Below are 24,075 nucleotides of genomic sequence, written 5' to 3' on the forward strand. Positions count from 1 at the left end.
ACAAAATTTAATTAAACCGATGAAAAAAATAATACTAAAAATATATCTAGTTCTCTCGATACTTTTGGTGTCAGATGGTGTGCTGTATTATTTCTGGAAAATCAGTTTTGCAGGTTATTACAGCGATGTTATTTTGTTTTGGCTTTGGATCTTAACAAGTTTTGCAGTGATCGTTCTGTTTTGGAAAAAACTATTGGCGAAATTATTATTAGGAACATTGATCGTGGCATTGATCCTGAGTATTTTACCGATGATGCTGCCGTTTTACACCATATTTTTTGCAATGACACCTTTCGGTTCCAGAATGCAGAAAGATCTGAATCAAAATTATAGAGCTCAGATTGTTGGTTACAGCGTGATGACGCGTCCTTGGCTGGAAATCATTGAGAAAAAAGGAATTTTTGAACAGCAAATTATCCATTCTACAGATCACGATATTTTTAAAAATGACGGAAATTTGAGGGTTAGTGTGGCGAAAGACATCCGATTTGATAGTGAAGCAGATAATACTTTAAGCCTTGTTTTGTTTTATGGCGGACCTAATTACAAAGTTACTTTTAACAAGAAAACAGGGAAAGTTAAAGCCATTAAAACTCATTAGTTAAACTAAAAATTATGCTATGAAAATCAATTTTTTTATTTTGTTGTTAATGTTTTGTTTGAGTAAAAATTTTGCTCAAAACAAGAGTAATGATTTTTACAACGATATTAAGAACTATGATATTTCCGGGATTCTTACGGCTGAAACTATAATTACTGATGATAATGAAACTTTGAAAAAACCCGAACCGATTGGTTTTATTGGGAACGATTATCAGAGATTTTATATCCATTTTATTTCAGTGATTAAGAGTAATGACAATCCTTACGAATATCTTGTTCAGGGAAAAACTAAGGTGAAAGAAACAATTCGACCTTTTCAGGGAACGTTGACGATCAAAAGTGCCACCGTTGGAAAAGATGCTGATTTCCCAAATCATCTTCAAGGTTTCGCCACTTGCGAAATCAATTTTTATGAAGACCGGAAAATGACTTCCACAGGTTCTATCAAAGGTACAATGACTGTGGGATACATCATTGATAAAAATAAACTCAAGTATAATTCTTTGGCTTATGATACGGATGGTTTTAGTAATAATGAGTTTAAAGGAAAATGGACAAGCTATAAAACAGGCGTTTCAAAAAAATGCAACTGGGGCGATTACAGAATTCCGGAAAGTGGTGATTTGGATATTGGAGCGGGAGAATTTTCGCCGGATCCAAAATATTTTGACAAAGGCTGGAAATATTATATCCTTTCAATGTACGGCGAAACGGAGTTGAATACCAATCTGGGAAAGAAGAAAGAGAATGAGAAATGGTGGAAATAGAATTTTAAATGATTGAAATGAAGAAGTTTTTATTATTAATTATAATTTTCACTTTGCAATCCTGCATAGAAGAAAAGCAGAAGACAATTGGAAAAAAAGAACCTCAAAAAATTACAGAAACAAAGCCAATTTCTGAAGAAGATGATGTAACGTCATTTTGCAATTTTGCTGTGATTGTCGATAAAGACGGTTACGTGAATGTGAGAGAAAAAGAGTCGGCGAACAGCAAAATCATCGGAAAGATAAAATCGGGAGAAGCAGTTTTTATTTTTGAAGATTTAGACACAGATTGGTTGAATATTAGCTTTGATAACAATAGAAAATCCGGTTATATACATCGTTCAAGGATCAAATATATCAAAGATCTTGAGAAAATACCTTCTGTAGATACTCACGATAACAAGGCGGTTTTTCATTTAAACGATATCGATATCAATATCAAAACGGGTGATTTTGATTATGAATCCAACAAAAAATACTTTTCTGAGACAGATTTTCCAATCACAAAATACAAAGGCCGCGAAATGTGGGGAACAGACGGAACAATTCCTAAAAGTTATTACCAGTCTATTACTGTGAAAATAGGAAATCAGAAAATCGAAATCCCCAAGAAAGATATCGAAGACCTTTTCAATCCCAACAATGGTTACACCGAATGTTATTATGACAAAGTAAATAATTCGATATACATCCATTTGTCCAATTCCGACGGAGCGGGTTCTTATGTCGCATTATTCAAAATCGAAAACGACGTTTATAAGGGAAGACAAGTTGAGATACCTTTTTAAAAATTGAATTGATAATTGAATTAAAACAAAAAATGATGACTAGGTTTTTACTTCAAATAGTATTAATATTAACAAGCGTTTCGGCTTTTGCAAATGACGGCGCATTTTTCGCGAAAGGCAATCAGTTGATTCCAATCAATGAAACCTATATTACGGTCAAAAAGGAAATTTTAACTCTGAAAAAAGTGCGAAATCAAGTGATTGAAGTTACAGTTTATTATGAGTTTTTCAATCCAAAAGAAGACAAAAAAATAACAGTTGGTTTTGAAGCTTTTTCGCCGGAAGGAGATGTAGAAGGTGCTCCAAAAAACGGGCAACATCCGTATATGAGAGATTTTAAAGTGGAGCTCAATAATTCGGTTTTGAAATATAATGTTTCTTACGTTGCCGACTCGTTATACAATAAAAATGGGAAGATAAAGTCTTTGGATTTAGCCAAATTCAATGGTAACAAAAGCGGAAATAATGTCGATTTCTTTTACGTTTATCATTTTGAAGCCAATTTCAAAAAAGGACTCAACATCATCAAGCATACTTACAATTATGACGTTTCTGGTTCGATAGATTACAACTATGAATTTGAATATGTTTTGACCGCGGCCAATCGTTGGGCGAATAAACAGATTGATGATTTTACATTGATTATTGATGTTGGCGAGTTTGAAACATTTTCTATCAACAAAACGTTCTTCAAAAATTCTAATGAATGGCAGATTAACGGCATCGGAAAAACCGAAGATATCAAAGGAATTAAAAATTCTTTTATCGAAAGTGATGCTTTGAAATTTCATTTACAAAAAGGCAACATTGTTTTCCGGAAGAAGAATTTCAAAATCAATGGTGATTTGTTTTTGTATGCTCAAAACTATTTGGGAATTCAGGATTTGGAATACATTCCGTTCTCTTATTATCAGCAAGAAAATATTGCGGAACCTAAAAATGATCTGGAAAGAAAAATACTCAAGAATTTACCATTTGCGAGACGCGGTTATATTTTTCAGAATCCGGAATTAAGTCAGTTTTACAAAAAAATGGAGTGGTACATTCCTAATCCTGCTTATAAACCGGAAACGGAAATCCTTACTGACGGGGAAAAGAAGTGGATTGAGAAATGGAAATAAAACGAAATTAAATTACAAAAAGATGAAAAAATATGTATTGATTTTTTGCTCCTCTTTTCTTTTGTTTTCTTGTGAAAAAGCGGACAAACACGATGGAAATGTTAAGAAAACATCAGATACAATTTCTGAGAAAGAATATTTTACAGGTAGTTTCAAAAAAGAATTCGAAGGAGTCTGGCAAAAAGAAACCGAATATCAAACGAATACAATCAAGATAGAATTCGAATCTGGTAAAAATTACGCAACCGTGATTGATATTGGCTCGGGCGAAGCTCCACCTTTGAAATTAAAGGCTTTCCAGAGAGGGAATATGTTGTTAATTCCACCTGAAGGAATAAATAATTATTGTGAACTGAGAGTAAAAAATGGCCAACTTATCTTTTTGATACCATCAGATGGAAAACAGGCAGAAGTAAAAATAATTTTTAACAAAATAAAAGAATGATTTTTTAAATTCATTTTCAAAAAAAATAACGAATTGTAAGTCATTCCCAGCGAATATTTTACAAGGAACAAACGAACTTTATAATTATGGAATAATTGTGATGAAAAAAGTATTCGATAAAGGTTCGGTTACAATTACAACCTACGATGAAAAATGGAATTTATTGGAAACTAAGACTGAAACCAAAAGTAATATTGTAGAAGCAGGAATCGCCAATCCGGATGAATATGAACATCATTTGACAGCTGAATAAACTGAATTTGAAATTCTAATTTACAATTATAATAAGCAGTAATGTTTATCTAATTTTTTGAATTCAGAGTCTAATTAATCATCAGCTACGTTTGAAAGAAAAACGATTTACTATATTTGTCCTGTAAAGCGAATCTCAATGTTCAAAAAAGTATTTACTGTCTTTATTCTTAGCTTCGGTATGGCTATCTGTTCAGCGCAACAGGTTCGACCTTCAAAATCATCAGAAATTTACCGTGATCTAAAAACCTTGAAAAACTTACCTAAAGTTCTATACATCGCCGCTCATCCCGACGATGAAAATACAGGGTTGTTATCCTGGTTAATCAATGGACAGAATATAGAAACGGGTTATTTGTCTTTAACAAGAGGTGATGGCGGTCAGAATTTGTTGGGGACAGAGCAGGGGGCAGCTTTGGGACTGATCAGAACGCACGAGCTTTTAGAGGCAAGGAAACTGGACGGAGCGAAACAGTTTTTCACGCGTGCCATCGATTTTGGGTTTTCTAAAAATACGACCGATACCTTTAAACAGTGGGATGAAAACGCCATCACAGCAGATGTTGTCTGGGTTATTCGCCAATTTCGTCCTGATGTGATTATCTGTCGTTTTCCGCCCAATGCTGCGGCAGGTCATGGACAGCACGCTGCTTCGGCTGTGCTTGCTGAAAAGGCTTTTAAGCTTGCTGGTGACAAAAAAGTTTTTCCCGATCAGCTTAAATATGTGAATGTATGGCAACCTAAAAGAATTCTCTGGAACACGTTCCGCTTTGGCGCTGTGAATACAACTGCAGAAAACCAACTGAAAATAACCGTCGGACAATACGATCCTCAGCTTGGAGTCGGCTATGGCGAGCTTGCCGGTCTGAGCAGAAGTTTACATAAAAGCCAAGGTGCCGGAACGCAGTCTGTTGCAGGCATCAAAACAGAATATTTTTCACATGTTGATGGAGAAGCTGCAAAAAAAACGTTCTTTGATGGCATCAGTAAAAGCTGGACATCAGAGGGAAGTCCGGAAATTGACCGGGCATTAGATCAGATTATTTCCACTTTTAATGGCAATCATCCTGAAAAAAGTTTACCTGCACTGCTGGATTTACGGAAAAAGATCATGGCTGTAAAAAATTCAGATCTTAAAAAGGATAAACTGAAATCTTTGGATCACATTATTTTGAGCTGTGCGGGATTTATGGGCGAGGTCGTGACCAGTAAGGCTGAAGCAGTTGCCGGAGAAAATCATAGCTTTAAATTAAATGTAATTTCACGCGCTGAGATTCCCGTTGTCTTAGAAAATGTTAAGTGGCTGGATAAAGCTGAAAAACTGAATCGTAATCTGTCTAAGGATTCTTTGATCAGCATTGCGCACGATATTCAGATTCCTTCAGATGCAGCACTTACAGAACCTTATTGGTTGGTAAAACCTCCCGTAAATGCAGCAACTTTTTCTGTTCCAAATGATACTTTAGTCGGTTTGCCTGAGACTGAATCTCCTTTAAATGTTTTGCTTGGTTTAAAAATCGATTCGGAAAATTTTCAGGTTAAGCTTCCTTTATCTTTCAAGAAATTAGACCCCGTTCGTGGTGATGTGGTTGAAGCTCTGCGCATCGTTCCTGCACTGGAACTGAAATTTACACAACCACTTTATTTAGTTAAAGAAAATGAAGATTTACATTTGAGTTTAAACTTTAAGGTTAATTCAAATAAACAGTTTAATAATGGAAAAGTGAATCTTTTGTTTAACGGAGAAAGAGTAGGCGGTGGTGATTTAAAATCAATCAATGGAAAAGATGTTACCGTTGATTATGTCATTCCAAAAACCAAGCTTACTTCAATAAAATCAAATCAGTTGCAATTGGATGCCAATTTTGTTGCAGATGGAATTACGTATAATAAAAAGCAAGTATTAATTCAGTATCCTCATTTGCCTTCTTTACAATATTTTACGGCTGCCACTGTAACTTTGATGAAAGGCGATATTCAGTCTAAGGTTAAAAAGGTAGGTTATGTACAAGGTGCAGGAGATTTCATTCCTGAGTTTTTACGCATTGCAGGAATTCAGGTAGATGTGCTGAAAGACGAAGATTTTTATGGCAATTTAGATGAATCTGGCGGAAATCAAAATAAACTTTCTCAGTATGATGCTATCGTATTTGGAGTTCGAGCCAATAATACCGAGAAAAAACTGGGCCGATGGATGCCGTTTTTATGGTCTTATGTAAAAGCTAGCGGTAATCTGATAATGCAGTACAACACCAATCAGGATATAACCGTTAATCAGTTGGGAATATATAATTTTACCATTGCCAATAAGCGTGTTACCGAAGAAAATGCTGAGGTGAAATTTTTAAACCCCAATCACAAACTGCTGAATTTTCCCAATAAAATCACTGCCAATGATTTTAACGGCTGGGTTCAGGAGCGTGGCGCGTATTTTCCCGATAAATGGGATGACACCTATGAACCGCTTTTTGAAATGCACGACACTGGTGAGGAGCCTCTTCAAGGTTCCACTTTATATGCCAAATATGGAAAGGGCAATTTTATTTATACTCCTTTGGCATTTTTCAGACAGTTGCCTGTAGGAAATGTTGGGGCAGCCCGTTTATTTTTAAACTTCTTATCTGCACAGAAAAACTGATGAGTAAACCACAGAAAAACTGGAATTTCTGGTACAGCCTTCTAGCGATTGCTTTGGCAGTGCAAATCGCATTTTATTATTTTTTCACTAAATTTTGGCAATGAGCATAATAGATTGGACAGTTCTTATATTTACGCTGGTTGCCGTGGTAGTTTACGGTGTTTTCATCGGCCGTGGCCAGAAAAGCAATGAATCTTATCTTAAGGCTGACAATAAAATGCCGTGGTACATTGTGTTAATAGGTATTATGGCGACTCAGGCCAGTGCGATTACGTTTCTCTCGGCACCCGGTCAGGCGTATACCGACGGAATGCGTTTCGTGCAGTATTACTTTGGTTTGCCTTTGGCGATGATTGTCATCTGTATTACTTTCATTCCGATCTTTCAACGGTTGAATGTGTATACGGCCTATGAGTATTTAGAGAATCGCTTCGATAAAAAAACAAGAGTACTCACCTCATTGCTTTTCCTTTTTTCCAGAGGTTTATCAACCGGAATCAGTATTTATGCGCCGAGTATCATTTTATCAACTGTATTAAACTGGAATATTTATTTGACAAATGTTTTGACGGGTGGGATTTTGTTGATTTATACCTACATTGGCGGTGCCAAAGCAATTGCTCACACACAGAAATTACAGTTTCTGATCATTTTGGGAACAATGGCTTTTGCAGGTTATCTTCTGATCGAAAATATGCCCAATGGGATTGGGTTTAATGATGCGCTTTATCTTGCCGGTAAATCAGGAAAACTGAATGTCATCACCACAGAATTCGACTGGAAAGATAAGTACAATATCTGGAGTGGATTGATTGGCGGATTTTTCCTTGCACTTTCCTATTTCGGAACAGATCAAAGTCAGGTTGGTAGATACATCACGGCGAAAGATAATACCAACGCCAAAATGGGTTTGTTGCTGAACGGTCTGGTTAAAATTCCGATGCAGTTTGCAATTCTCCTGATAGGCGCTTTGCTTTTTGCCTTTTTCTCTCTGAAGCCGGCTCCGATTTATTTTAACGAAAGATCTTATGAGACTTTAAGGGTGACACAACCTGCGCAGACTGCCGGATTCGAAAAGGAACATAAGAATCTTCAGCTAAAATTTAATGCAGAGTCGAAGGAAATTTTAAAACTGAAAAAAACTAATTCGCCTGAACTTAATCAAGCCCTTCTGAATTTTAAAACCACGCAAAATGACATAAAGTCGCTTCATGGAAGGGTAGAAGAGGCCATCAATAATGCTGATGCCAATGCTGAGAAAACAGATACCAACTACATTTTCCTTTATTTCGTGAAAAATACACTACCTGCCGGAATGATCGGTTTGCTGTTTGCAGTCATTTTTCTGGCCAGCTGGGGTTCTATTTCCGCAGCGCTGAATTCTTTGGCAGCATGTTCTTTAAAGGATGTTCATTTAATCTTTAAAAAAGAAATTCCCGATGATATCACAGAATTGAAATACAGCCGTCTGCACACCTTAGCTTGGGGAATTTTCTCCATCGGTGTTGCGATGTTTGCCACGCAGATGGGTTCGTTAATAGAAGCGGTGAATGTGCTGGGCTCTCTTTTTTACGGACCGATACTCGGAATTTTTCTGGTAGCTTTTTATTATAAAAAAATCGATGGCCGGAATGTTTTTGTTTCTGCAATTTTGGCGGAGATCACTGTTATTGGCGTATATCAGTTTGATATCGTTTCATTCCTATGGCTTAATGTGATTGGAGCTGCGGCAGTGATTATATTTTCAGCCATCGGATCATTGTTTTATAAGCCAAAAGAATTAACTTCGTAAAAGATAAACCTTAAAGAACAGATTACATAATATGAATACAATCTTCAAATCAACAACCATGATTGTTGCTGCCATGACTATCTCAGTGAATGCATTTGCACAGGAAACTAAAAAGCCGGCAAGCCCGCCTATGACAGCTACAGGAAAAATTAAAGATGCCAACATCACTATCGCATACAGCAGTCCGTCTGTAAAGGAGCGTAAAGTTTGGGGTGAGTTGGTACCTTATAATAAAGTTTGGCGTGCGGGAGCCAATGAAGCCACAACTTTCGAAACCGACAAGGAAATTACCATTCAGGGCAAAAAACTTCCTGCAGGGAAATACAGCTTTTTCCTGATTCCTAAAGAAAGCGGAACCTGGACTGCAATTTTTAACAAAGAAGCTAAACAGTGGGGTTCTTATGATTACAAAGAAGCACAGGATGCATTACGTGTTGATATTAAAACAAAAGCTTTACAGACAAAACAGGAAGCTTTGGTGTATAAAATCAACAAAAACGGATTTACAGTAGATTGGGATAAAATCTCAGTTCCTGTAGAGATAAAATAAATTTAAATATAGAAAATTAAAGTCCTGCTAATGCGGGACTTTTTTGTTTAAATTTCTTATTAAATGATTATGCCAGTAGTTCATGGAATTTTGAATAACAAGAAAAATCTCAGCTTTTGGCATTTTTATTGTTAATGTGGTAGCAACCAAAACCACTCATTTATAAATTTACTTTTTTTTAACCTCCTTAGAGATAAGGAGGTTTTGTTATATTGAAGTTTATAATTTTGTATCACAAATAAACAGGTATCCAATAAAGTTTTTAATCTTTAATACACTTCTGTAACAATCCCGTCTGCAATGATTCCTGAATTATCATGCAGCTGAAAATCCATGCCCTCGTACAAATTTTCAAGGAATGGTTCAGCATTAAGTAAAGTAATATGAACTAATGCTAAGTCTCCCGGAAAAATTAAATCTCTATCTTCAAAATTCTGTACTGCGATAAAAGATTTTAATTCAAAAGGAAATTTGATTTCAGAGCGGTATCCTGTAGAAACAGGAGTAATAAGACCTCCTTTTTCTGTAGGAAAATAATTAATCTGAGCTTTAAAATGCAATGGATATTTCTTCATGCCAATATAATCAGACAAATATATGAAAACCAAAGCTAAATGATATTTACTCTTATAGATTTAGATTATGAAGAAGTATATTTTGTTATCAATTCTGTAAAGCTAATTTGCATTAAATCTTAAAATTCCTGCATTTTTATTTTTTTTAATAATTAACGGGCATACAATTTGTGTAAATAAAAGTAGATTTTGTAAATATAGTTTATCAGCATTTGCAGGATAAAGAGTGAAAATAAATTTTACTTAAAGCTTGAAAATAATTATATGAGCGATTTATTAAATATATATATCCAGGCACTGGATTCGGCCAATTCGGGTATTATTATCACTGACAATACTCAGCAAGATAATCCGATTATTTATTGTAATAAAGCATTTGAAAACATAACAGGCTATGATCATGATCAGATTATAGGTCATAATTGCCGTTTCTTACAGGCTCAGGATCGTTCACAGGATGAGCGGTTTATTATTAAAAACTGCATTGAAGAGGAAAAAGATTGCCGTGTGGAAATCAGAAATTATAAGAAAAACGGCAAATTGTTCTGGAACGAACTGTATATTTCACCGGTAAAAAATGAAAAAGGCGAAATCACTCATTTCATTGGAGTACAGAATGATGTGACCAGCAGAAAAAAAGCAGAGTACGAACTCAGAGAAGAAAAATCATCAATTGAAAAAAAAATACTGGAACGAACAAAAGAGCTTGTAGAGAGTGAGGCATTTCTTTCAAGTATCATTCAGACGGTGAGAGAGAGTCTGCTGGTTTTGGATTCTAATTATAAGGTACTTAGCGCAAACAATCATTTCCTGAATTCTTTCAAGGTTTCAAAAGAGGAAACTGTAGGCAAGCTTTTATTTGAATTGGGAAATCATCAGTGGGATATTGAAACCTTGAAAGAGTTGCTTACAAATATCCTTCCTACCAATAACCCTGTCATCGATTATGAAGTTGAACACGTATTTCCGCATATAGGAAAAAAAATTATGCTTCTTAATGCATATCGAATCGAATTTGAAGGACAATATAAAGACAGAATACTTATTGCCATTGAAGACATCACTGAAAAAAAAGAGACCGATCGAAGAAAGGATGATTTTCTGTCTATTGCCAGTCACGAACTGAAAACACCATTAACAACGATAAAAGGCCTTATTCAGATACTGCAACGTATGGTTCCGCCTGAAAGCAGTGAAAAATTTGAGAATACACTGGATAAGGTATCGGTGTATGTAGATCGGCTAAATGATCTGATATCAGATCTGTTGGATACTTCTAAAATACAATCAGGTAACATAGAACTGCATAAAGAAGAATTTAATATTGATTCTGCTGTTGCTGAAACAATAGACAATCTTTCCGTAGCTGCACCCAATCATACTATAACTTTAAATGGTAAAACCAATGCTGTTATAATGGGAGATGAACTGCAGATTTCTCAGGTGCTGAATAATCTGATCTCAAATGCCATAAAATATTCTCCTGGTTCAGATAAGGTTGAGGTTTACATTAGCAAAGTTGGAAATTTTGTCAAAGTTTCTGTTCGTGATTACGGGATGGGAATCAGTGAGCAGGATAAAACTAAAATTTTTGATCGCTTTTTCAGGGTTAGGGATATTCAGAAGAAATTTCCCGGCCTGGGAATCGGATTGTATATTTCGCACGAAATTATTGCAAACCACAACGGAACTTTGTGGGTAGAAAGTGAAATAGGTGAGGGTTCTACGTTTAGTTTTACACTTCCAATACTGAAAAGTTAATTAAAATGAGAATGAAAACAATTATGGTTTGTGACGACGATCAGGGTATCGTCGATGTATTAGAAATATTTCTTGATGCGGAAGGATTCAATGTTGTTACGGAAATTAACAGTACGAATTTGCTTAAAAAGATTGAGACTTCTCAACCTGATTTGTTACTGCTTGACCTTTGGATGCCCTTGCTATCCGGAGATCAGGTGCTCAAAATGATCAGAAATACCGAATCAATAAAAAGGCTGCCCGTTATTGTGCTGTCTGCAAGTGTTGATGGTTCAGACATCGCCGAAGACGCGGGAGCTGATGACTTTGTTGCTAAGCCATTTAACCTGGATGATATCATTGACAAAATTAAAGTTTTTTTAGATTAATAAGTTTAAACAGTAGAATGATTAGCATATCGATATATTATAATTGCATTAAAGGGTTACTTTCAGAGTGTTTTTCAAGAAGTAAATTTATTTTAGAAATAATTTCATTCATATCAAAAGGCTTAGCAATGAATGAGTCTGCACCAGCTTCAAATGCAATGGCATCACCTTCCACGCTTGCCGAAAAAACAATTACCGGTATATCTTTAAGATCTTCGATTGATCGGATTGATCTCAAAATCTGTTCACCCGAAATAAGGGGCATCCATAAATCCAGTAATATCAGGTCAGGTTTATTTTCATGTATCTTTTTAATGACTTTAGTGCTGTCAATCTCAGTAATGGGCATAAATCCCTGCATTTCCAGCATGACCTCCAAAACATCAACAATACCCTGGTCGTCGTCACAAACTAGAATTTTTTTACTATTCATCTTATCAATTTTTATTTAGCAAGTTTAAATGCTTAATTGTTTTCTATAGCAAAAATAATTCCATTTCAATATGTTGAGATTAAAAATCAGGCAGTGAAATCAAATCATAAAATACTTAGGTTCATTTGTACATTTAATTTTTTACCGATCATAATTATATTGTTGTAAGGGCATTGATTACTTTTATGCATTTGTTATAATGATTTTTATCATCCACATATTCAATTTCATCTCTTTTGAAGCTGTTCAATACAGTATTTTTTCATTTAATTATTGTTTAAATTTGTTTAATAATTGTGCAGTCTATGAACGATCTTTTACAGAAACTGACATCAGTTGAGCATGGCTTCAAGCCATTTGAAGTGGAAGCTCAAAAAATACTTGATCATAAAAGTTTATCGGAATCAAAATCATTAGCTTTAGATATGCTTCGGAGTGACTATTACCAGGTCCGATGCTGTTCCATTTTTATTTTAGGATTTATTGCTGCCAGAGATAGTACGGTACTTCTGTTGCTCAAGGATACAGCGCGCTCGGATGAAAGCTGGCAGGTACAGGAAATTATTGCAAAAGCATTTGATCAGTACTGTAAAGATACTGGCTACGAAAATTCACTCCCTGAAATTAAAACTTGGCTTGGCGATAAGCATCCCAATGTTTGCCGTGCGGTTACGGAAGGACTAAGAATCTGGACAGGCAGGTCTTATTTCAAAGCGCATCCTGAAGTGGCTATTGAACTTATAAGCCAGCATAAATCAAGTGATAGCGAATATCTCCGGAAGTCAGTTGGCAATTCGTTAAGGGATATCAGCAAAAAGTATGGAGAACTGGTGAAAAATGAAATATCCAAATGGGATCTTCAGGATCAGCGTATTGCTTTCACCTACGATTATGTACTAAAGAGACACTGATGAGATTTTTTTTCGGAGAAATATTTAAAAACAAATAATGAAAACCATGAAAAAAATATTGATTATTAACGGTCATCCGAATAAGGCATCTTTTAATTTTGGAATTGCAGAAGCCTATAAAAAAGGAGCTATTGAATCCGGCGCTGAAGTAAAGGAAATTATTATTGCGGAGCTAAATTTTAATCCTAATCTTCAGTTTGGATATCGGAAAATAATGGAACTGGAACCTGATCTTGTGGAAGCTTGGGAAAAAATCATTTGGGCAGATCATCTTGTTTGGATTCATCCTGTGTGGTGGGGAGGCTTACCGGCGATTATGAAGGGATTTATTGACAGGTTGTTTTTGCCGGGACGAGCCTTTAAGTACAGAGAAAATTCTGTCTGGTGGGACAAACTCCTGAAAGGTAAAACAGCGCATATTATTACAACATTAGATCAACCGGGTTTATATTACAGGTTAATGTTTGGAAGGCCAAGTGTAAATCAGCTCAAAAAATCGGTTTTACAATTTTGTGGAATAAAACCGGTAAAAGTTACTTACATCGGCATCATTAAAACCTCCGATGAAAATCAACGAAAAATTTGGCTTAATAAAGTAAGATGGGCTGGAAGAAAACAAAGCTGATTTACTCATATTATCATTCAACATTGCCTTTGTATTTTTCAATACCATTCACATAAAGAACTGATTTGTTGGAATCGTATTTATAGTGTTCATCTTGATAGATCTCGTTATTGACCTTGTTCAGAATAAATGTTTTGTTTTGGTCATCATCTTCCGGTAAGAAGAGCTCGAGTTTGGATTGGTCATCATTAAATAGAATAAAGGCACTGATAACCGCTTCATCTTTTTTATATTCAATGGGATTCAGCCGAAATCCTTTATTAAAAACCTGAATACAATCCTGTTGAAGTTGGCTCCATGTTTGTCCTGCTGAGGTAATACATCCGTGATTATCTTTATAAGAACCAGGCGCTTCGCGCTTTTCTTTAATATTGTTTTCTGCGGTTTTAACGGATTTATTACAAGAGGTCAGCCCAAACAGAAAAATAGCTGTTAAAATCAGTTTTTTCATATGAATCATATTATTGTATTGGTAGCCTGCAATACAAATGCCAATACCAATACTTTTATCTGTAATACCTCAGATTCTGATAGCACTTGTTTTTTTTCCAAAACAATTTTAGCTAAGGTACATTTTCTTTAAACGGACTTACACTGATTTCTATCATCAGGTTTTCAAAATAGAAATAAAATCCGAAGGTATTCCGGATGTTCTTTGGCCCGCTTTCAAATTTAAGTTGTTCATTTTGCGAAAGTTTACCGAATAGTGCAAGAACAGTTTCTTTATCTTGTTGGTAAAAACCAATATGAAAATTCTTGGGGTACACAGGTAAGTTTTCTTCATTGTTAAGGATCTGTCCCCAGATAACCAATGCAAAGTTATTGTTGTTTTCCAGCACAGCCATTTTGTTGTTCCGGTTTATGGTTAATGTAAAGCCCAGATCTCTCGTAAATAAAGCAACAGCTTGCTCCACATTTTTTACGACCAGATTGATGTGATTTAAATCCATTTCAATTTATTTTCTAAAACAAAATTAGTTTCGTTTCATAAGACTTAATTGGATAAATCGGTCATTTTCGTTTTTGCTTAAGAGCGTTGGCCTTACTCCGGAAAATTTCTTTACATCACGGATAAAGTGAGACTGATCACCATAATTCAGCTCCGGATAAAGATGTCCGTTTTTCAGCTGTTGCAGTGAATTTGAAAAGCGGATGATGTTAAGGTATGATTTTAACGTAATTCCAAACCAATTGTGGAAATATCGGTTCATCTGTCTGCTGCTCCATGATGATAGTAGTGCCAATTTACTTACGGTGATTTCTCCTTTCGACTCATATATAAGCTCAAAAACCTTCTTTATTCTTCTGTCGATTTCTTTTGAATATTGTGAGGAAACAATATTGCAGGCTTTTTGATAAAAACATTGAAAATCGGTTAAATCCTCTTTTGAAAATCCCCAATAATCAGTCGGTAACATCTCTCGCGTGTCTTGTAAAGTTGAGAACGAATGCCCAAAAATATATTCAGCAGCCAAGGGATAGAAGCTAATCGCAAACATTGTTGATTTTGGAAAAGGTGGTTTAGGTACCGGATGAGAACAAATTCCCGAAATGAAAATTTCAAAAGGTTCATTTTCCGATACGAAAAGGAACAGGTCTATTTTCCCATCCGGAACGATAATGCCTTCTGTTTTTTGATCAGAATGGTTTTTTACCATCCAGATGCTTTCCACAAGATCTTTCAGTGAACTGTACGGCTTAAGGGAAATGTATTCCAAGTGATTTCCTTGCAGACTCATCTGTTTAAGGTTGATCTTGCAAAAATATAAAAGTTTTATGCTTCGATAAAATTTACCAAAATAATCTTTTATTCTAATCAGAATTTTAGTCGATTTATAATATCTTCTTTCGAATTTCTGGAAATAGGAATGTGATGGGAGCCAATGTTTATAATATGGCCATTTATTGCAGTAATGCGATTCAGATTGACAATATAAGACCTGTGTGTTTGCACGAACATATTCTTCGGAAGTTTTTCAAACATTTGCTTGAGCGTGATATAGACAATTTCTTTTGAGCTAATAGTATGAAGAATGACATAATTCTCTAAGCTCTCTACGAAGAGTAAATCAGCTATCAGTATCTTTTTTAACTGCTTATTGCTCTTCACGAAAATATGATCTTTGCTGATGTCCGTTTTTTCGTTTTGAAAAATAGAATAAACCTTATTGACGGACTTCAAAAACCTCTCAAAAGAAACGGGTTTCAGAAGATAATCTACAACATTGAACTCATAACCTTTCAAAGCATATTGCTCATAAGCGGATACGATAATGATCTTCGGCGAATTTTCCAGACTGGATAATAGTTCTATTCCTGTCATTTCCGGCATTTCAATATCAAGAAAAATAAGGTCTACAGATTTCGTTTTTAAAATATTGTTGAGTTGAAGAGCATCCTCACACTCGCCGACTAATGATAAAAATTCTATTTTTTTGATATAGCTTTTTAAACCTTTTCTGGCAAAGGGTTCATCGTCTGTGATCACACATCTTATTTCCATATCAGATCGTATTGAGTATTAATTTAACGAAGAACAGATCGTCAACTTGTTCATATTTAAAATCATAATTTCCGGAATATAGCAGGTGAAGGCGTTTTACCAAATTACTGAGCCCAATTCCTGTAGTACTTGGATGTTCTTTTTGTCGCATTGACGATACCGTATTTTCTACAGTAAAAACAATTCTGCTATTCTCCAATTTCAACTGTATTTTTATTTTGTATTCTCCACCTACATATTTAAAAGCATTTTCGATGATTGGTTGAAACAAAAGAGGATGTATTTTCTGTTCCTTCAATAGAGGGTCAAAATAAATATCCAGCTTCAACCGTTGGCTCATCCGCATTTTCTGAAAAGTAATGTAGGCTCTCAAATAAGTGATTTCCTGCTCAAGTGTCACATCCTTTTCGATGTCATAAAGCTGATAGCGAAGAAGATCCGATAGTATTTCAATACTTTTTTTAGCCTCATCATTATTGTCATCTATCTGAAAATAGATCGTGTTCAAAGCATTGAAAAGGAAATGAGGATGATATTGTGATTTTAGGAATTTCAGTTCCGCTTCTGACCGATCTGCTTTCAGTTTTTCTAAGGCCCATTTTTGTGTTTGGTAATTTCTATCACTAAAATCTATTCTTATTAAAGTATAATAAATCAGCAGAAAAGGTATGAAACAGACATTGATAAGCATATAATCGATCCATCCGTTTTCCATATAGAAGATTCCGATATACTGACCACATAAAAGCAAAATATTGATAACGGACAATTGTAGAATGACTTTAAAATACTCCGTAATCAATGATTTTCTTTCATCTGAAAATTTAGATTTTTGAAGCGCTTTTCGCCATAGGAAATCATATGAATAACAGATGAAGATCGTAAAGAATATCGCTATCAAATGTAAGTTCATATTGCCTGACCAAAAAACGTCGTGATGAGTTAAATCCGTAATTGCCCGCAAGGTGTTGAACAGAATTAACCCAACAAAGAACGGATAGAACCAACGCAGTGAATTTTTTATTTGGTCTGTTGAGATCATTTAGATTATTAAAATTACAAAATTATAAGAATTTAATTCTTTAATCCAAAAAGAGGCCTGATCCAGCGTAATCTTCTGATGCCAAACTCGTAGATAATGATACTGAAACCAAATGTACCAATAACCATTAAAGAAAACTTTAAACCAAAATCCCATCCGGTATGTTTGATATAATAACAGAGAATCACAATGACTGTCTGATGCAGGATATAAAGTGGATAGACGGATTCATTAGCGTAAGAAAGAAACCTGCTGGATCTGTTAAGATATGTGGCGCCATATCCGAAAATACAAAGAATCCAGGACCAGCAGTTAAAGACTTTTACTAACGAGAAAGCATATGTTTTTCCCTGAAAATTACAATTTTCTGATGATAAAAGAATAAGAACAGGAAATGCGATCAGACCACTTATTAAATATAAATGTTTATTCATTTGTACTGAATCCCAAAATACATCTTTAAGAGAAATAAATAGAAATCCAGACATAAATAAAGTACCATAATTGATCAGGTTGAACCAATCTCCAAATAATGCATGAGTAGAAGGATAGGCAGGAGCTAAATAGCATTCGAAAAGAAAAAGTGGAATGATGAATGCAAATAATCCAAAACTTTTGTTAATTAAATACCTTAATTTCTTGATAATAAATGCCTCAGGATTACGTACAATATGTAGAAAAAATGGTATTAATACTAAAGAAAATATTAAAAGATAGAGGACAAACCACAGATGATGCCAAGAGATAGCGCCACCTTCTGGATAAGGCTTCCAGAATGATTTATCCAAATAAAAATCTATGTAATTCCCGTCAAATAGGCCTTTATCCAGCCATTCGTAATAAACCTGAGGCGGTACGATAAATGCCATTCCGAAAAGCAAAGGGATCAAAAGTCTCTTTATACGTTCTTTGGCTAATTGAAGACCAGTTCTTTTTGAAAGTGCAAAATAAGTTCCCATTCCTGATATGACAAAAAGAATAGAAAGTCGCCACTGATTGAGAAATAGCATAGGTAAAACCAATCCTTCATGAATGTTTACATCTTTGATATGGTTATGCCAAGGCACGAAAACCATTCCCACGTGATAAAAAATAAGCAATCCAAAAGCAATAACCCTGAGGTTATCCAGATCATATCGTCGCATAGTTATACTTTTTAGAATCTCTAAAGTATTGCTATACTGAAACATTGAAAAAATTATATGACGAGTCGTATGATTTTCTTGATGAATGGTAAAATCGATTTAAAAATGGGTTTCTCTTGTTTCTTTATCTTTGTTGAATTAGAATTATTCTGTGATTAATTGATTGTAATTTTAATTAGAAAATGAAGTTGAAATTTTACAAGCCTAAAAGTGAATTCCTTGAAAAATATGTTCAGGGCTATTATTTCACTCAGAGAAATAAGGGCTCTGAACCCTTACATTATCTAACCTTTCCTAATAACTATACTATTGTTACGGTAATGCAAAATGTCTCGTTTAGCCAAATTAATAATAGAATGAAAATCAAGCCATCAGAAAAGGATGAGATTTTTGCTAATATGGTTTACCGTTACACTTCTCCCATCGAAATATTGTACGAAGAACCTGTCAATGAAATTACAATTTACTTTAAACCTTTAGGAATCAATTTTTTTGTTGAAAATCCTGGACTGTTTTTTGTTCAGGACCATACCAAAGTGATCAAGTTCAATCCTTTTGAAGATTTTAAAACGGAAATGGAAAAAATCCTGAATCTGAACAATCAGGAAATGCAGATAGAACAACTTGAGAATTACTGGCTTTCAAAATATATTGACAAAGGTTTTTTGGGACTGGAAGGAATCATAAAAGAGATAGAAACTGATGGTAAAATTGATGAGGTTGCAAAAAAGAATAACATTTCCAGACAATATCTGAATAAATTATTTCAGAAAAATATAGGAAAATCTGCTGCTGAATATCGTAGAATTCATCGTTTCAGGAAATCAATAGCTGAGAAAAATGAAATAAAAAACCTCACAGAACTGTCGCACGAAAGCCTTTTTTATGATCAGTCCCATTTTATCAGAGATTTTAAGGAATTAACCCATAAAACACCTAAATCTTTTTTCAAAAATGTAGAAATTGACAGGGAAGTTGTCTGGCTGTTCATCTGAATGTTTCCATTTTTACAATTTTGCTTCTGTAAAATGTGATTTCTTTGTCGAATTAATTTTGAGATGTTGTCAGTTTATTAGCATATAAATCTCATAAAAAATAATTCTAATGATTACCAGATTTTTGATCGTGATGCTGTCATCTTTTTTAAATATTGTGTATGGACAAAAAATAGATGAAGCTAAACTGCAGGTTTTATTAAAAAAAGCTGAAGAAACGCATTCAGAGGCCGTTATAATTTATCAGGACAATCAATTGGTTGCTGAGAAATACTTTGGTATTGGTAACCCGGATGTGAAGATTGAAGCTATGTCCTGTACCAAAAGTATTGTAGGGCTTTCCGTAGCCTGCCTTTTGACCGATGGCTTGATTAAAAGCCTTGATACTCCAATTGCGGATTTTTACCCTGAATGGAAACAGGGGCAGAAAAAGCTGATCACCATTCGGCATCTTGTTAATATGACTTCCGGTATGCAGAATAATCCTAACGCATCAGTGGAAATCTATCCCAGCGATAATTTTGTACAATTGGCACTTGCAGCGGAACTCTCTAAAAAACCGGGAGAAGCTTTTGAATACAATAATAAGTCACTGAATCTGATGGCAGGGGTTATAATGAAGATCACAGGTAAAAGAATGGATGAGTATATTGGGGAAAGGCTTTTTAAGCCACTGAAAATTACAGATTATTCCTGGACATTAGACAATGCCGGTAATCCGCATGTGATGTCTGGATGCCAGATTAAGCCAAAAGATTTAATCAAGCTTGGTTTATTGTTGCTAAACGATGGATATTACAATAATAATCAAGTGATCGCAAAAGAGCACATTGTCGAAGTAGTTGCCCCGTCTGCTCAGTATAAAGGGTATGGAATGCTTTGGTGGCTCGATTACGAGAACACCATATCAATTGTAGACAATGAGATTATCAACAACTTGAAAAAAGCGAATGTATCAAAAGAATTTATCCGTAAAGTCATTAGAATGAAAGGAGTCTACCGCTCAAATGAGGATTTTGCAGCTAAGTTACAGACTGTTTTTGGTAACAATCCGTATGAACATATCAGTCAGCATCTTAAACCTGGTCTGCGTTTAAGAAAAAGAAATTTTAGCGGAAATGTAACTTACCGTGCGGATGGTTATCTGGGAAACTATATTATTGTCAATCCAAAAGAAAAGATTGTTGCAGTTAGGATGATCAGTCATCAGAGTTTTAAATCTGATGGGGATGGTTTTGCAGATTTTGGAAAGGAAATCCTTAAGATAACACAGTGAAAAAACCTTTAAATTTTAATTATTATCGATTGCAAATGATAAATAAGAAGTGTATAAAATTGTCAATAGCGTTCAAAAGTAATAATGAATTAAGTAAATCAAATTTATAAACTGTTGAATTTCCCCGAAGCTTGAGCATTGCTATTTTTTCTCAAGTTGAAGAGAAAGTTAGAATCACTAACAATTTCAGCACTTCGGAGTAAAATAAGACAGTCATCAAATACTTTATTTTAACATATTTCTCATATTATCGTTCAATATTTTTTAGTTTTAATTATTATACACCATGCAATTATATTGCGTTACTGATCAGATAAGTTACTTTCCATTGTTACGAAGATCCATATGAATAATCGGATAATCTTTACCAGAGCCGTCTTTTTCTGATCGTCCTGTTTTTCTGAACCCTAATTTTTCATAAAATCCGATAGCTTGATAATTTTGCTCATTAACATCAACCTTTGTAATGCCTTTCGTTTCATCCATAAATTGAAATAAGCTCTTTCCATAGCCTTTGCCACGGTAGTCATTGCTAATAAAAAGCATTTCGAGGTTTCCTTCTGATACCGATGAAAATCCGACAGGTTTCCCATTTTCAATAAGGAGAAAAACTTCGAGATTGGGCAGATAATCTTTTGGGATGACTTCTTTAAAATAAATAAAATCTTCTTCGGCAAGAAAGTCGTGAGTAGCTTTGACCGCAGATTCCCAAATTTCCATAATTCTTGGATAATCTTTTAGGGTTGCGAGCCTGATTTGTGTTGACATAATTTTAAAAATTAATAAATATAAATAAATTAAATATTCAGTGATGGTTTTCGAGATGCAATTGTATAAGCCTCTTTCATTACCTCGGAATAGGTTGGATGGGCATAACTCATTGTAGCCATATCATTTGCGGTTACTTCATATTCCAGTCCTACAACGGCCTGTGCAATCAAATCCGCCGCGCGTGCGCCGATGATATGCACTCCCAAAAGTTCGCCATATTTCGGGTCGGAAAGCACCTTTACAAAACCTTCCGTTTCCATTCCCGCTCGGGCTCTGGCATTCACGGCAAACGGAAATTTACCGATATTATATTCCACTCCCTGTTTCTTTAATTGCTCCTCGGTGGCGCCTACAGAAGCTACTTCAGGCCAGGTGTACACGACTGAAGGGATACGATCATAATTGATATGAGGTTTCTGACCATTGATTCTTTCCACTACAAATACTGCTTCTTCTTCTGCTTTGTGAGCCAGCATTGCGCCACCAACGACATCTCCAATCGCATAAATGTTTGGAGCTTTTGTCTGAAGCAATTCATTGACCTTCATCGTACCATTGCTATTCAATTCCACGTTGGTATTTTCTAAACCCAGATTGGTTACATAAGGTTTTCTGCCGACGGCCACCAGAATATAATCAGCGGTTAGATCTTGTTCTTCTCCTTTTTTATTTTTGAAATAGACCTTAGCGGTGTTGCCCAGATTTTCAGCTTTGTAAACGGCTTGTTGAAGTTTAATTTCCACACCCTCTTTGGTTAATATCTTGGTTAAAGCTTTTCCTAATTCACTATCCATTGTAGCAATAAGATTATCAGCATATTCTAAGATAGTCACTTTGGTTCCGATCCTGTTGAATATGGAAGCCATTTCCACACCGATTACGCCGCCACCAATAATTACGATGCTCTCGGGCTTTTCCTGTAATTCCAAAGCTTCGGTAGAAGTGATGATTCTCTTTTTGTCGATAGTAATGCCCGGAATTGTGGACGGTTTTGACCCTGTAGCAATAATAAACTTATCTGAATTAATAACAGTTTCAGTCTGATCATCGTGTACAATTTTCAAAGTTTCATTATTAACAAAAGAACCTGAGCCGTGGAAAACCGTGATCTTATTTTTTCTCATCAGAAAATCCAGACCTTGTGTGTTTTTGGTCACTACTTCGCTTTTTCGCTTAAAAAGCTGTTCAATATTGAGCCGGAGATCCGAATATTCAATACCGTGTGCTCCGAAACTATTAAGTGCATCTGAATAATGGTGAGTGCTGTCTAGCAACGCTTTGGTAGGAATGCAACCTACATTGGTACAAGTGCCGCCCAAAGTATTATACTTTTCAATAATTGCAGTTTTATATCCTAATTGAGCGCTTCTGATAGCAGCTACATATCCGCCGGGACCTGACCCTATTACGGTAATATCAAATGTTTCCATTGTATTGTTTAAATATTTTAATTGTCAAAAAAAATAAACCGATCGGTCTTTTTGTAAGCAAAAAAATTATGCTTTCAAATTTTTGATCAGTTTCTCTAAAAAAGACATCGCTATATTCAGCTCTGTCATATGGCTGTTGACCTTTGCCTGCATAAACGCACCTTCGATCATCGAGATCATTACTACAGCAATTTCGGTCGGATTGGTATCTGATTTTATTTCGTTTCTTTCTATTCCGCGTTTGATTTGATTTTCGATGGATGTTTTCCAAAAGTCCAGGGCTTTTTGTACACGTTTCTGAAGTGATGGATGCGTATCATCAGCCTCCGTAGCAGTATTTAAAATCGGGCAGCCTGCCTGTAAATACGGATATCTGAAATAGTTTTTGTATGTGTGGGGATAAACCAGCAATCTTTCGATAGAATCTTCAGTGGCTAAAATTCGTTCTTTCATATGCTGCGTTACCTTACCAAAATTGTAGTCGAATACGCTTAATGCAATCTCATCCTTATTCTCAAAATTACCATAGATGCAACCTTTTGAAAGTCCGGTGGCGCTCATTACATCATTTATGGATGTACCTGCGTAACCTTTCACGTTAAAAACGGTCGAAGTTTTTTCGATGATCAGCTGCTTGGTATTTTCGGATTTTTGAGTTTTCATCAGCAATAATTCTTATCCGTGACAAAGTTAAATAAAAAATAGAACAATCGGTCTTTTTTTAAGCAAATAAAAAAACATCTGGATAATTGGTGTTTTACGATAAATCTAAATTATATTTTTTTAAATTAATTGTTTACCAAGTAGCTATTGATTCAGCGATGAAAAATGTTTGAAGAAGATGATTTGTGGCTGCTATTTGACAGAAATTCATTCTGTTTTTTGCTTGTATTAATATCTAAATATCTCTTCAATTTTCAGTGATTCCGTATTCTATTCCCCATTTATAAAGTTCATTAATGATGGGTTCTAATTTCCGGCCTTTGGGTGTTAAAGAATATTCAACAGTTGGTGGAACCGTTGCAAAGGCTTCGCGAATGACAATATCATTTTCCTCCATATTCTTCAATTCTTTCACAAGCATTCGTGTGCTTATACCCGGTATCAATCTTTCCAGTTCTTTGAAGCGCCTCTTTCCGAAAATCAAAGCATAAATAATTGACATCGACCATTTTCCTCCAATAATGTCTAAGATCTTTTGCAGTTCACATTTATTTTCAGATTTCTCAATTTTTTCTTTGTTCATAAAGCTATGATTTACAGTAAAAGTTACATTCAGGTTAT

The 24,075-nt window shown here is 35.1% G+C and carries 27 protein-coding genes; 15 read left to right on the plus strand and 12 right to left on the minus strand.

Annotation, left to right across the window (positions count from 1 at the left end; all coding sequences use genetic code 11):
• The first annotated feature begins 19 nt into the window (after nt 1-19).
• From ACR1PN_RS00550 to ACR1PN_RS00590, 9 genes are all read left to right on the plus strand, one after another.
• Nucleotides 20-601, plus strand: a complete 582-nt coding sequence (locus ACR1PN_RS00550) for a hypothetical protein (RefSeq protein WP_433978409.1) — start codon at nt 20-22, stop codon at nt 599-601.
• Nucleotides 602-620: 19 nt separating this feature from the next.
• Nucleotides 621-1,370 (plus strand): hypothetical protein, encoded by a 750-nt coding sequence (locus ACR1PN_RS00555; RefSeq protein ID WP_433978410.1) that lies wholly within the window; start codon nt 621-623, stop codon nt 1,368-1,370.
• A 17-nt stretch (nt 1,371-1,387) separates the two neighbouring features.
• Entirely contained in the window at nt 1,388-2,158 is a 771-nt protein-coding gene (locus ACR1PN_RS00560; protein ID WP_433978411.1) for an SH3 domain-containing protein, read from the plus strand.
• Between the two features lie 35 nt (nt 2,159-2,193).
• Nucleotides 2,194-3,279, plus strand: a complete 1,086-nt coding sequence (locus ACR1PN_RS00565) for a YARHG domain-containing protein (RefSeq protein ID WP_433978412.1) — start codon at nt 2,194-2,196, stop codon at nt 3,277-3,279.
• Nucleotides 3,280-3,301: 22 nt separating this feature from the next.
• Nucleotides 3,302-3,724 carry a hypothetical protein gene (locus ACR1PN_RS00570; RefSeq protein WP_433978413.1) on the plus strand — a complete coding sequence of 141 codons (423 nt, stop codon included), beginning with the start codon at nt 3,302-3,304 and terminating at the stop codon, nt 3,722-3,724.
• 100 nt (nt 3,725-3,824) lie between these two features.
• The gene (locus ACR1PN_RS00575) at nt 3,825-3,977 is read left to right on the plus strand and encodes a hypothetical protein (RefSeq protein ID WP_433978414.1); all 153 of its coding nucleotides are present in this window, start codon (nt 3,825-3,827) and stop codon (nt 3,975-3,977) included.
• A 138-nt stretch (nt 3,978-4,115) separates the two neighbouring features.
• Nucleotides 4,116-6,614, plus strand: a complete 2,499-nt coding sequence (locus ACR1PN_RS00580; protein WP_433978415.1) for a PIG-L family deacetylase — start codon at nt 4,116-4,118, stop codon at nt 6,612-6,614.
• Nucleotides 6,615-6,714: 100 nt separating this feature from the next.
• Nucleotides 6,715-8,406 carry a sodium:solute symporter gene (locus ACR1PN_RS00585; RefSeq protein WP_433978416.1) on the plus strand — a complete coding sequence of 564 codons (1,692 nt, stop codon included), beginning with the start codon at nt 6,715-6,717 and terminating at the stop codon, nt 8,404-8,406.
• Between the two features lie 31 nt (nt 8,407-8,437).
• Nucleotides 8,438-8,956, plus strand: a complete 519-nt coding sequence (locus tag ACR1PN_RS00590) for a DUF2911 domain-containing protein (protein ID WP_433978417.1) — start codon at nt 8,438-8,440, stop codon at nt 8,954-8,956.
• A 269-nt stretch (nt 8,957-9,225) separates the two neighbouring features.
• Here the strand turns inward: ACR1PN_RS00590 and ACR1PN_RS00595 are convergent, their stop codons facing one another.
• Complete coding sequence (locus ACR1PN_RS00595) at nt 9,226-9,531, minus strand: hypothetical protein (protein WP_433978418.1); 306 nt, start codon at nt 9,529-9,531, stop codon at nt 9,226-9,228.
• 264 nt (nt 9,532-9,795) lie between these two features.
• Here ACR1PN_RS00595 and ACR1PN_RS00600 point away from each other — a divergent pair, with 264 nt between their 5' ends.
• Nucleotides 9,796-11,292 carry a PAS domain S-box protein gene (locus ACR1PN_RS00600; protein ID WP_433978419.1) on the plus strand — a complete coding sequence of 499 codons (1,497 nt, stop codon included), beginning with the start codon at nt 9,796-9,798 and terminating at the stop codon, nt 11,290-11,292.
• 23 nt (nt 11,293-11,315) lie between these two features.
• A complete protein-coding gene (locus ACR1PN_RS00605; protein WP_433978420.1) occupies nt 11,316-11,660 on the plus strand; it encodes a response regulator transcription factor in 345 nt (114 codons plus the stop codon).
• Nucleotides 11,661-11,697: 37 nt separating this feature from the next.
• Here ACR1PN_RS00605 and ACR1PN_RS00610 read toward each other — a convergent pair whose 3' ends face one another.
• Entirely contained in the window at nt 11,698-12,093 is a 396-nt protein-coding gene (locus tag ACR1PN_RS00610; RefSeq protein ID WP_433978421.1) for a response regulator, read from the minus strand.
• A gap of 305 nt (nt 12,094-12,398) precedes the next feature.
• Between ACR1PN_RS00610 and ACR1PN_RS00615 the strand changes: the two genes are divergently transcribed.
• Entirely contained in the window at nt 12,399-13,004 is a 606-nt protein-coding gene (locus ACR1PN_RS00615) for a DNA alkylation repair protein (RefSeq protein WP_433978422.1), read from the plus strand.
• A gap of 46 nt (nt 13,005-13,050) precedes the next feature.
• Complete coding sequence (locus tag ACR1PN_RS00620) at nt 13,051-13,629, plus strand: NAD(P)H-dependent oxidoreductase (RefSeq protein ID WP_433978423.1); 579 nt, start codon at nt 13,051-13,053, stop codon at nt 13,627-13,629.
• Nucleotides 13,630-13,642: 13 nt separating this feature from the next.
• On the opposite strand, the gene ACR1PN_RS00625 is transcribed toward ACR1PN_RS00620, so the two are convergent.
• The 6 genes from ACR1PN_RS00625 to ACR1PN_RS00650 all read right to left on the minus strand — a co-directional run bounded on the left by ACR1PN_RS00625 (nt 13,643) and on the right by ACR1PN_RS00650 (nt 18,319).
• Nucleotides 13,643-14,080, minus strand: a complete 438-nt coding sequence (locus tag ACR1PN_RS00625) for a hypothetical protein (protein ID WP_433978424.1) — start codon at nt 14,078-14,080, stop codon at nt 13,643-13,645.
• Nucleotides 14,081-14,192: 112 nt separating this feature from the next.
• The gene (locus ACR1PN_RS00630) at nt 14,193-14,579 is read right to left on the minus strand and encodes a VOC family protein (protein ID WP_433978425.1); all 387 of its coding nucleotides are present in this window, start codon (nt 14,577-14,579) and stop codon (nt 14,193-14,195) included.
• Nucleotides 14,580-14,603: 24 nt separating this feature from the next.
• The gene (locus tag ACR1PN_RS00635) at nt 14,604-15,368 is read right to left on the minus strand and encodes a DUF6597 domain-containing transcriptional factor (protein WP_433978426.1); all 765 of its coding nucleotides are present in this window, start codon (nt 15,366-15,368) and stop codon (nt 14,604-14,606) included.
• 77 nt (nt 15,369-15,445) lie between these two features.
• Nucleotides 15,446-16,132: a LytR/AlgR family response regulator transcription factor gene (locus ACR1PN_RS00640; protein WP_433978427.1), complete on the minus strand. Its 687-nt coding sequence runs from the start codon at nt 16,130-16,132 to the stop codon at nt 15,446-15,448.
• A 1-nt stretch (nt 16,133) separates the two neighbouring features.
• Nucleotides 16,134-17,045, minus strand: coding sequence for a sensor histidine kinase (locus ACR1PN_RS00645; RefSeq protein ID WP_433978428.1), 912 nt, complete (start codon nt 17,043-17,045; stop codon nt 16,134-16,136).
• 161 nt (nt 17,046-17,206) lie between these two features.
• Entirely contained in the window at nt 17,207-18,319 is a 1,113-nt protein-coding gene (locus ACR1PN_RS00650) for an acyltransferase family protein (RefSeq protein WP_433978429.1), read from the minus strand.
• Between the two features lie 356 nt (nt 18,320-18,675).
• Between ACR1PN_RS00650 and ACR1PN_RS00655 the strand changes: the two genes are divergently transcribed.
• Entirely contained in the window at nt 18,676-19,314 is a 639-nt protein-coding gene (locus tag ACR1PN_RS00655; protein ID WP_433978430.1) for a helix-turn-helix domain-containing protein, read from the plus strand.
• Nucleotides 19,315-19,423: 109 nt separating this feature from the next.
• Nucleotides 19,424-20,590, plus strand: coding sequence for a serine hydrolase domain-containing protein (locus ACR1PN_RS00660; protein WP_433978431.1), 1,167 nt, complete (start codon nt 19,424-19,426; stop codon nt 20,588-20,590).
• Nucleotides 20,591-20,908: 318 nt separating this feature from the next.
• Here the strand turns inward: ACR1PN_RS00660 and ACR1PN_RS00665 are convergent, their stop codons facing one another.
• From ACR1PN_RS00665 to ACR1PN_RS00680, 4 genes are all read right to left on the minus strand, one after another.
• Nucleotides 20,909-21,358 (minus strand): GNAT family N-acetyltransferase, encoded by a 450-nt coding sequence (locus ACR1PN_RS00665; protein WP_433978432.1) that lies wholly within the window; start codon nt 21,356-21,358, stop codon nt 20,909-20,911.
• 29 nt (nt 21,359-21,387) lie between these two features.
• Nucleotides 21,388-22,791 (minus strand): dihydrolipoyl dehydrogenase, encoded by a 1,404-nt coding sequence (gene lpdA / locus ACR1PN_RS00670; protein WP_433978433.1) that lies wholly within the window; start codon nt 22,789-22,791, stop codon nt 21,388-21,390.
• 66 nt (nt 22,792-22,857) lie between these two features.
• Nucleotides 22,858-23,454 (minus strand): TetR/AcrR family transcriptional regulator, encoded by a 597-nt coding sequence (locus ACR1PN_RS00675; protein WP_433978434.1) that lies wholly within the window; start codon nt 23,452-23,454, stop codon nt 22,858-22,860.
• Between the two features lie 247 nt (nt 23,455-23,701).
• The gene (locus ACR1PN_RS00680; protein WP_248876707.1) at nt 23,702-24,037 is read right to left on the minus strand and encodes a winged helix-turn-helix transcriptional regulator; all 336 of its coding nucleotides are present in this window, start codon (nt 24,035-24,037) and stop codon (nt 23,702-23,704) included.
• Nucleotides 24,038-24,075: the final 38 nt, after the last annotated feature.

The organism is Chryseobacterium sp. RLHN22, from assembly GCF_051011795.1.
GTDB classification, from domain to species: Bacteria; Bacteroidota; Bacteroidia; order Flavobacteriales; family Weeksellaceae; genus Chryseobacterium; species Chryseobacterium zhengzhouense.

Excerpts from the sequence above, each read along its gene's own strand:
- ACR1PN_RS00560 (WP_433978411.1), top strand. The coding sequence starts at position 1,388 with ATGAAGAAGTTTTTATTATTAATTATAATTTTCACTTTGCAATCCTGC.
- ACR1PN_RS00630 (WP_433978425.1), bottom strand. The coding sequence starts at position 14,579 with ATGGATTTAAATCACATCAATCTGGTCGTAAAAAATGTGGAGCAAGCT.
- lpdA (WP_433978433.1), bottom strand. The coding sequence starts at position 22,791 with ATGGAAACATTTGATATTACCGTAATAGGGTCAGGTCCCGGCGGATAT.
- ACR1PN_RS00680 (WP_248876707.1), bottom strand. The coding sequence starts at position 24,037 with ATGAACAAAGAAAAAATTGAGAAATCTGAAAATAAATGTGAACTGCAA.
- ACR1PN_RS00585 (WP_433978416.1), top strand. The coding sequence starts at position 6,715 with ATGAGCATAATAGATTGGACAGTTCTTATATTTACGCTGGTTGCCGTG.
- ACR1PN_RS00590 (WP_433978417.1), top strand. The coding sequence starts at position 8,438 with ATGAATACAATCTTCAAATCAACAACCATGATTGTTGCTGCCATGACT.
- ACR1PN_RS00620 (WP_433978423.1), top strand. The coding sequence starts at position 13,051 with ATGAAAAAAATATTGATTATTAACGGTCATCCGAATAAGGCATCTTTT.
- ACR1PN_RS00650 (WP_433978429.1), bottom strand. The coding sequence starts at position 18,319 with ATGCGACGATATGATCTGGATAACCTCAGGGTTATTGCTTTTGGATTG.
- ACR1PN_RS00595 (WP_433978418.1), bottom strand. The coding sequence starts at position 9,531 with ATGAAGAAATATCCATTGCATTTTAAAGCTCAGATTAATTATTTTCCT.
- ACR1PN_RS00645 (WP_433978428.1), bottom strand. The coding sequence starts at position 17,045 with ATGAACTTACATTTGATAGCGATATTCTTTACGATCTTCATCTGTTAT.
- ACR1PN_RS00550 (WP_433978409.1), top strand. The coding sequence starts at position 20 with ATGAAAAAAATAATACTAAAAATATATCTAGTTCTCTCGATACTTTTG.
- ACR1PN_RS00640 (WP_433978427.1), bottom strand. The coding sequence starts at position 16,132 with ATGGAAATAAGATGTGTGATCACAGACGATGAACCCTTTGCCAGAAAA.
- ACR1PN_RS00665 (WP_433978432.1), bottom strand. The coding sequence starts at position 21,358 with ATGTCAACACAAATCAGGCTCGCAACCCTAAAAGATTATCCAAGAATT.
- ACR1PN_RS00615 (WP_433978422.1), top strand. The coding sequence starts at position 12,399 with ATGAACGATCTTTTACAGAAACTGACATCAGTTGAGCATGGCTTCAAG.
- ACR1PN_RS00605 (WP_433978420.1), top strand. The coding sequence starts at position 11,316 with ATGGTTTGTGACGACGATCAGGGTATCGTCGATGTATTAGAAATATTT.
- ACR1PN_RS00610 (WP_433978421.1), bottom strand. The coding sequence starts at position 12,093 with ATGAATAGTAAAAAAATTCTAGTTTGTGACGACGACCAGGGTATTGTT.
- ACR1PN_RS00660 (WP_433978431.1), top strand. The coding sequence starts at position 19,424 with ATGATTACCAGATTTTTGATCGTGATGCTGTCATCTTTTTTAAATATT.
- ACR1PN_RS00570 (WP_433978413.1), top strand. The coding sequence starts at position 3,302 with ATGAAAAAATATGTATTGATTTTTTGCTCCTCTTTTCTTTTGTTTTCT.
- ACR1PN_RS00635 (WP_433978426.1), bottom strand. The coding sequence starts at position 15,368 with ATGAGTCTGCAAGGAAATCACTTGGAATACATTTCCCTTAAGCCGTAC.
- ACR1PN_RS00675 (WP_433978434.1), bottom strand. The coding sequence starts at position 23,454 with ATGAAAACTCAAAAATCCGAAAATACCAAGCAGCTGATCATCGAAAAA.
- ACR1PN_RS00655 (WP_433978430.1), top strand. The coding sequence starts at position 18,676 with ATGAAAATCAAGCCATCAGAAAAGGATGAGATTTTTGCTAATATGGTT.
- ACR1PN_RS00600 (WP_433978419.1), top strand. The coding sequence starts at position 9,796 with ATGAGCGATTTATTAAATATATATATCCAGGCACTGGATTCGGCCAAT.
- ACR1PN_RS00625 (WP_433978424.1), bottom strand. The coding sequence starts at position 14,080 with ATGAAAAAACTGATTTTAACAGCTATTTTTCTGTTTGGGCTGACCTCT.
- ACR1PN_RS00580 (WP_433978415.1), top strand. The coding sequence starts at position 4,116 with ATGTTCAAAAAAGTATTTACTGTCTTTATTCTTAGCTTCGGTATGGCT.
- ACR1PN_RS00565 (WP_433978412.1), top strand. The coding sequence starts at position 2,194 with ATGACTAGGTTTTTACTTCAAATAGTATTAATATTAACAAGCGTTTCG.
- ACR1PN_RS00575 (WP_433978414.1), top strand. The coding sequence starts at position 3,825 with ATGAAAAAAGTATTCGATAAAGGTTCGGTTACAATTACAACCTACGAT.
- ACR1PN_RS00555 (WP_433978410.1), top strand. The coding sequence starts at position 621 with ATGAAAATCAATTTTTTTATTTTGTTGTTAATGTTTTGTTTGAGTAAA.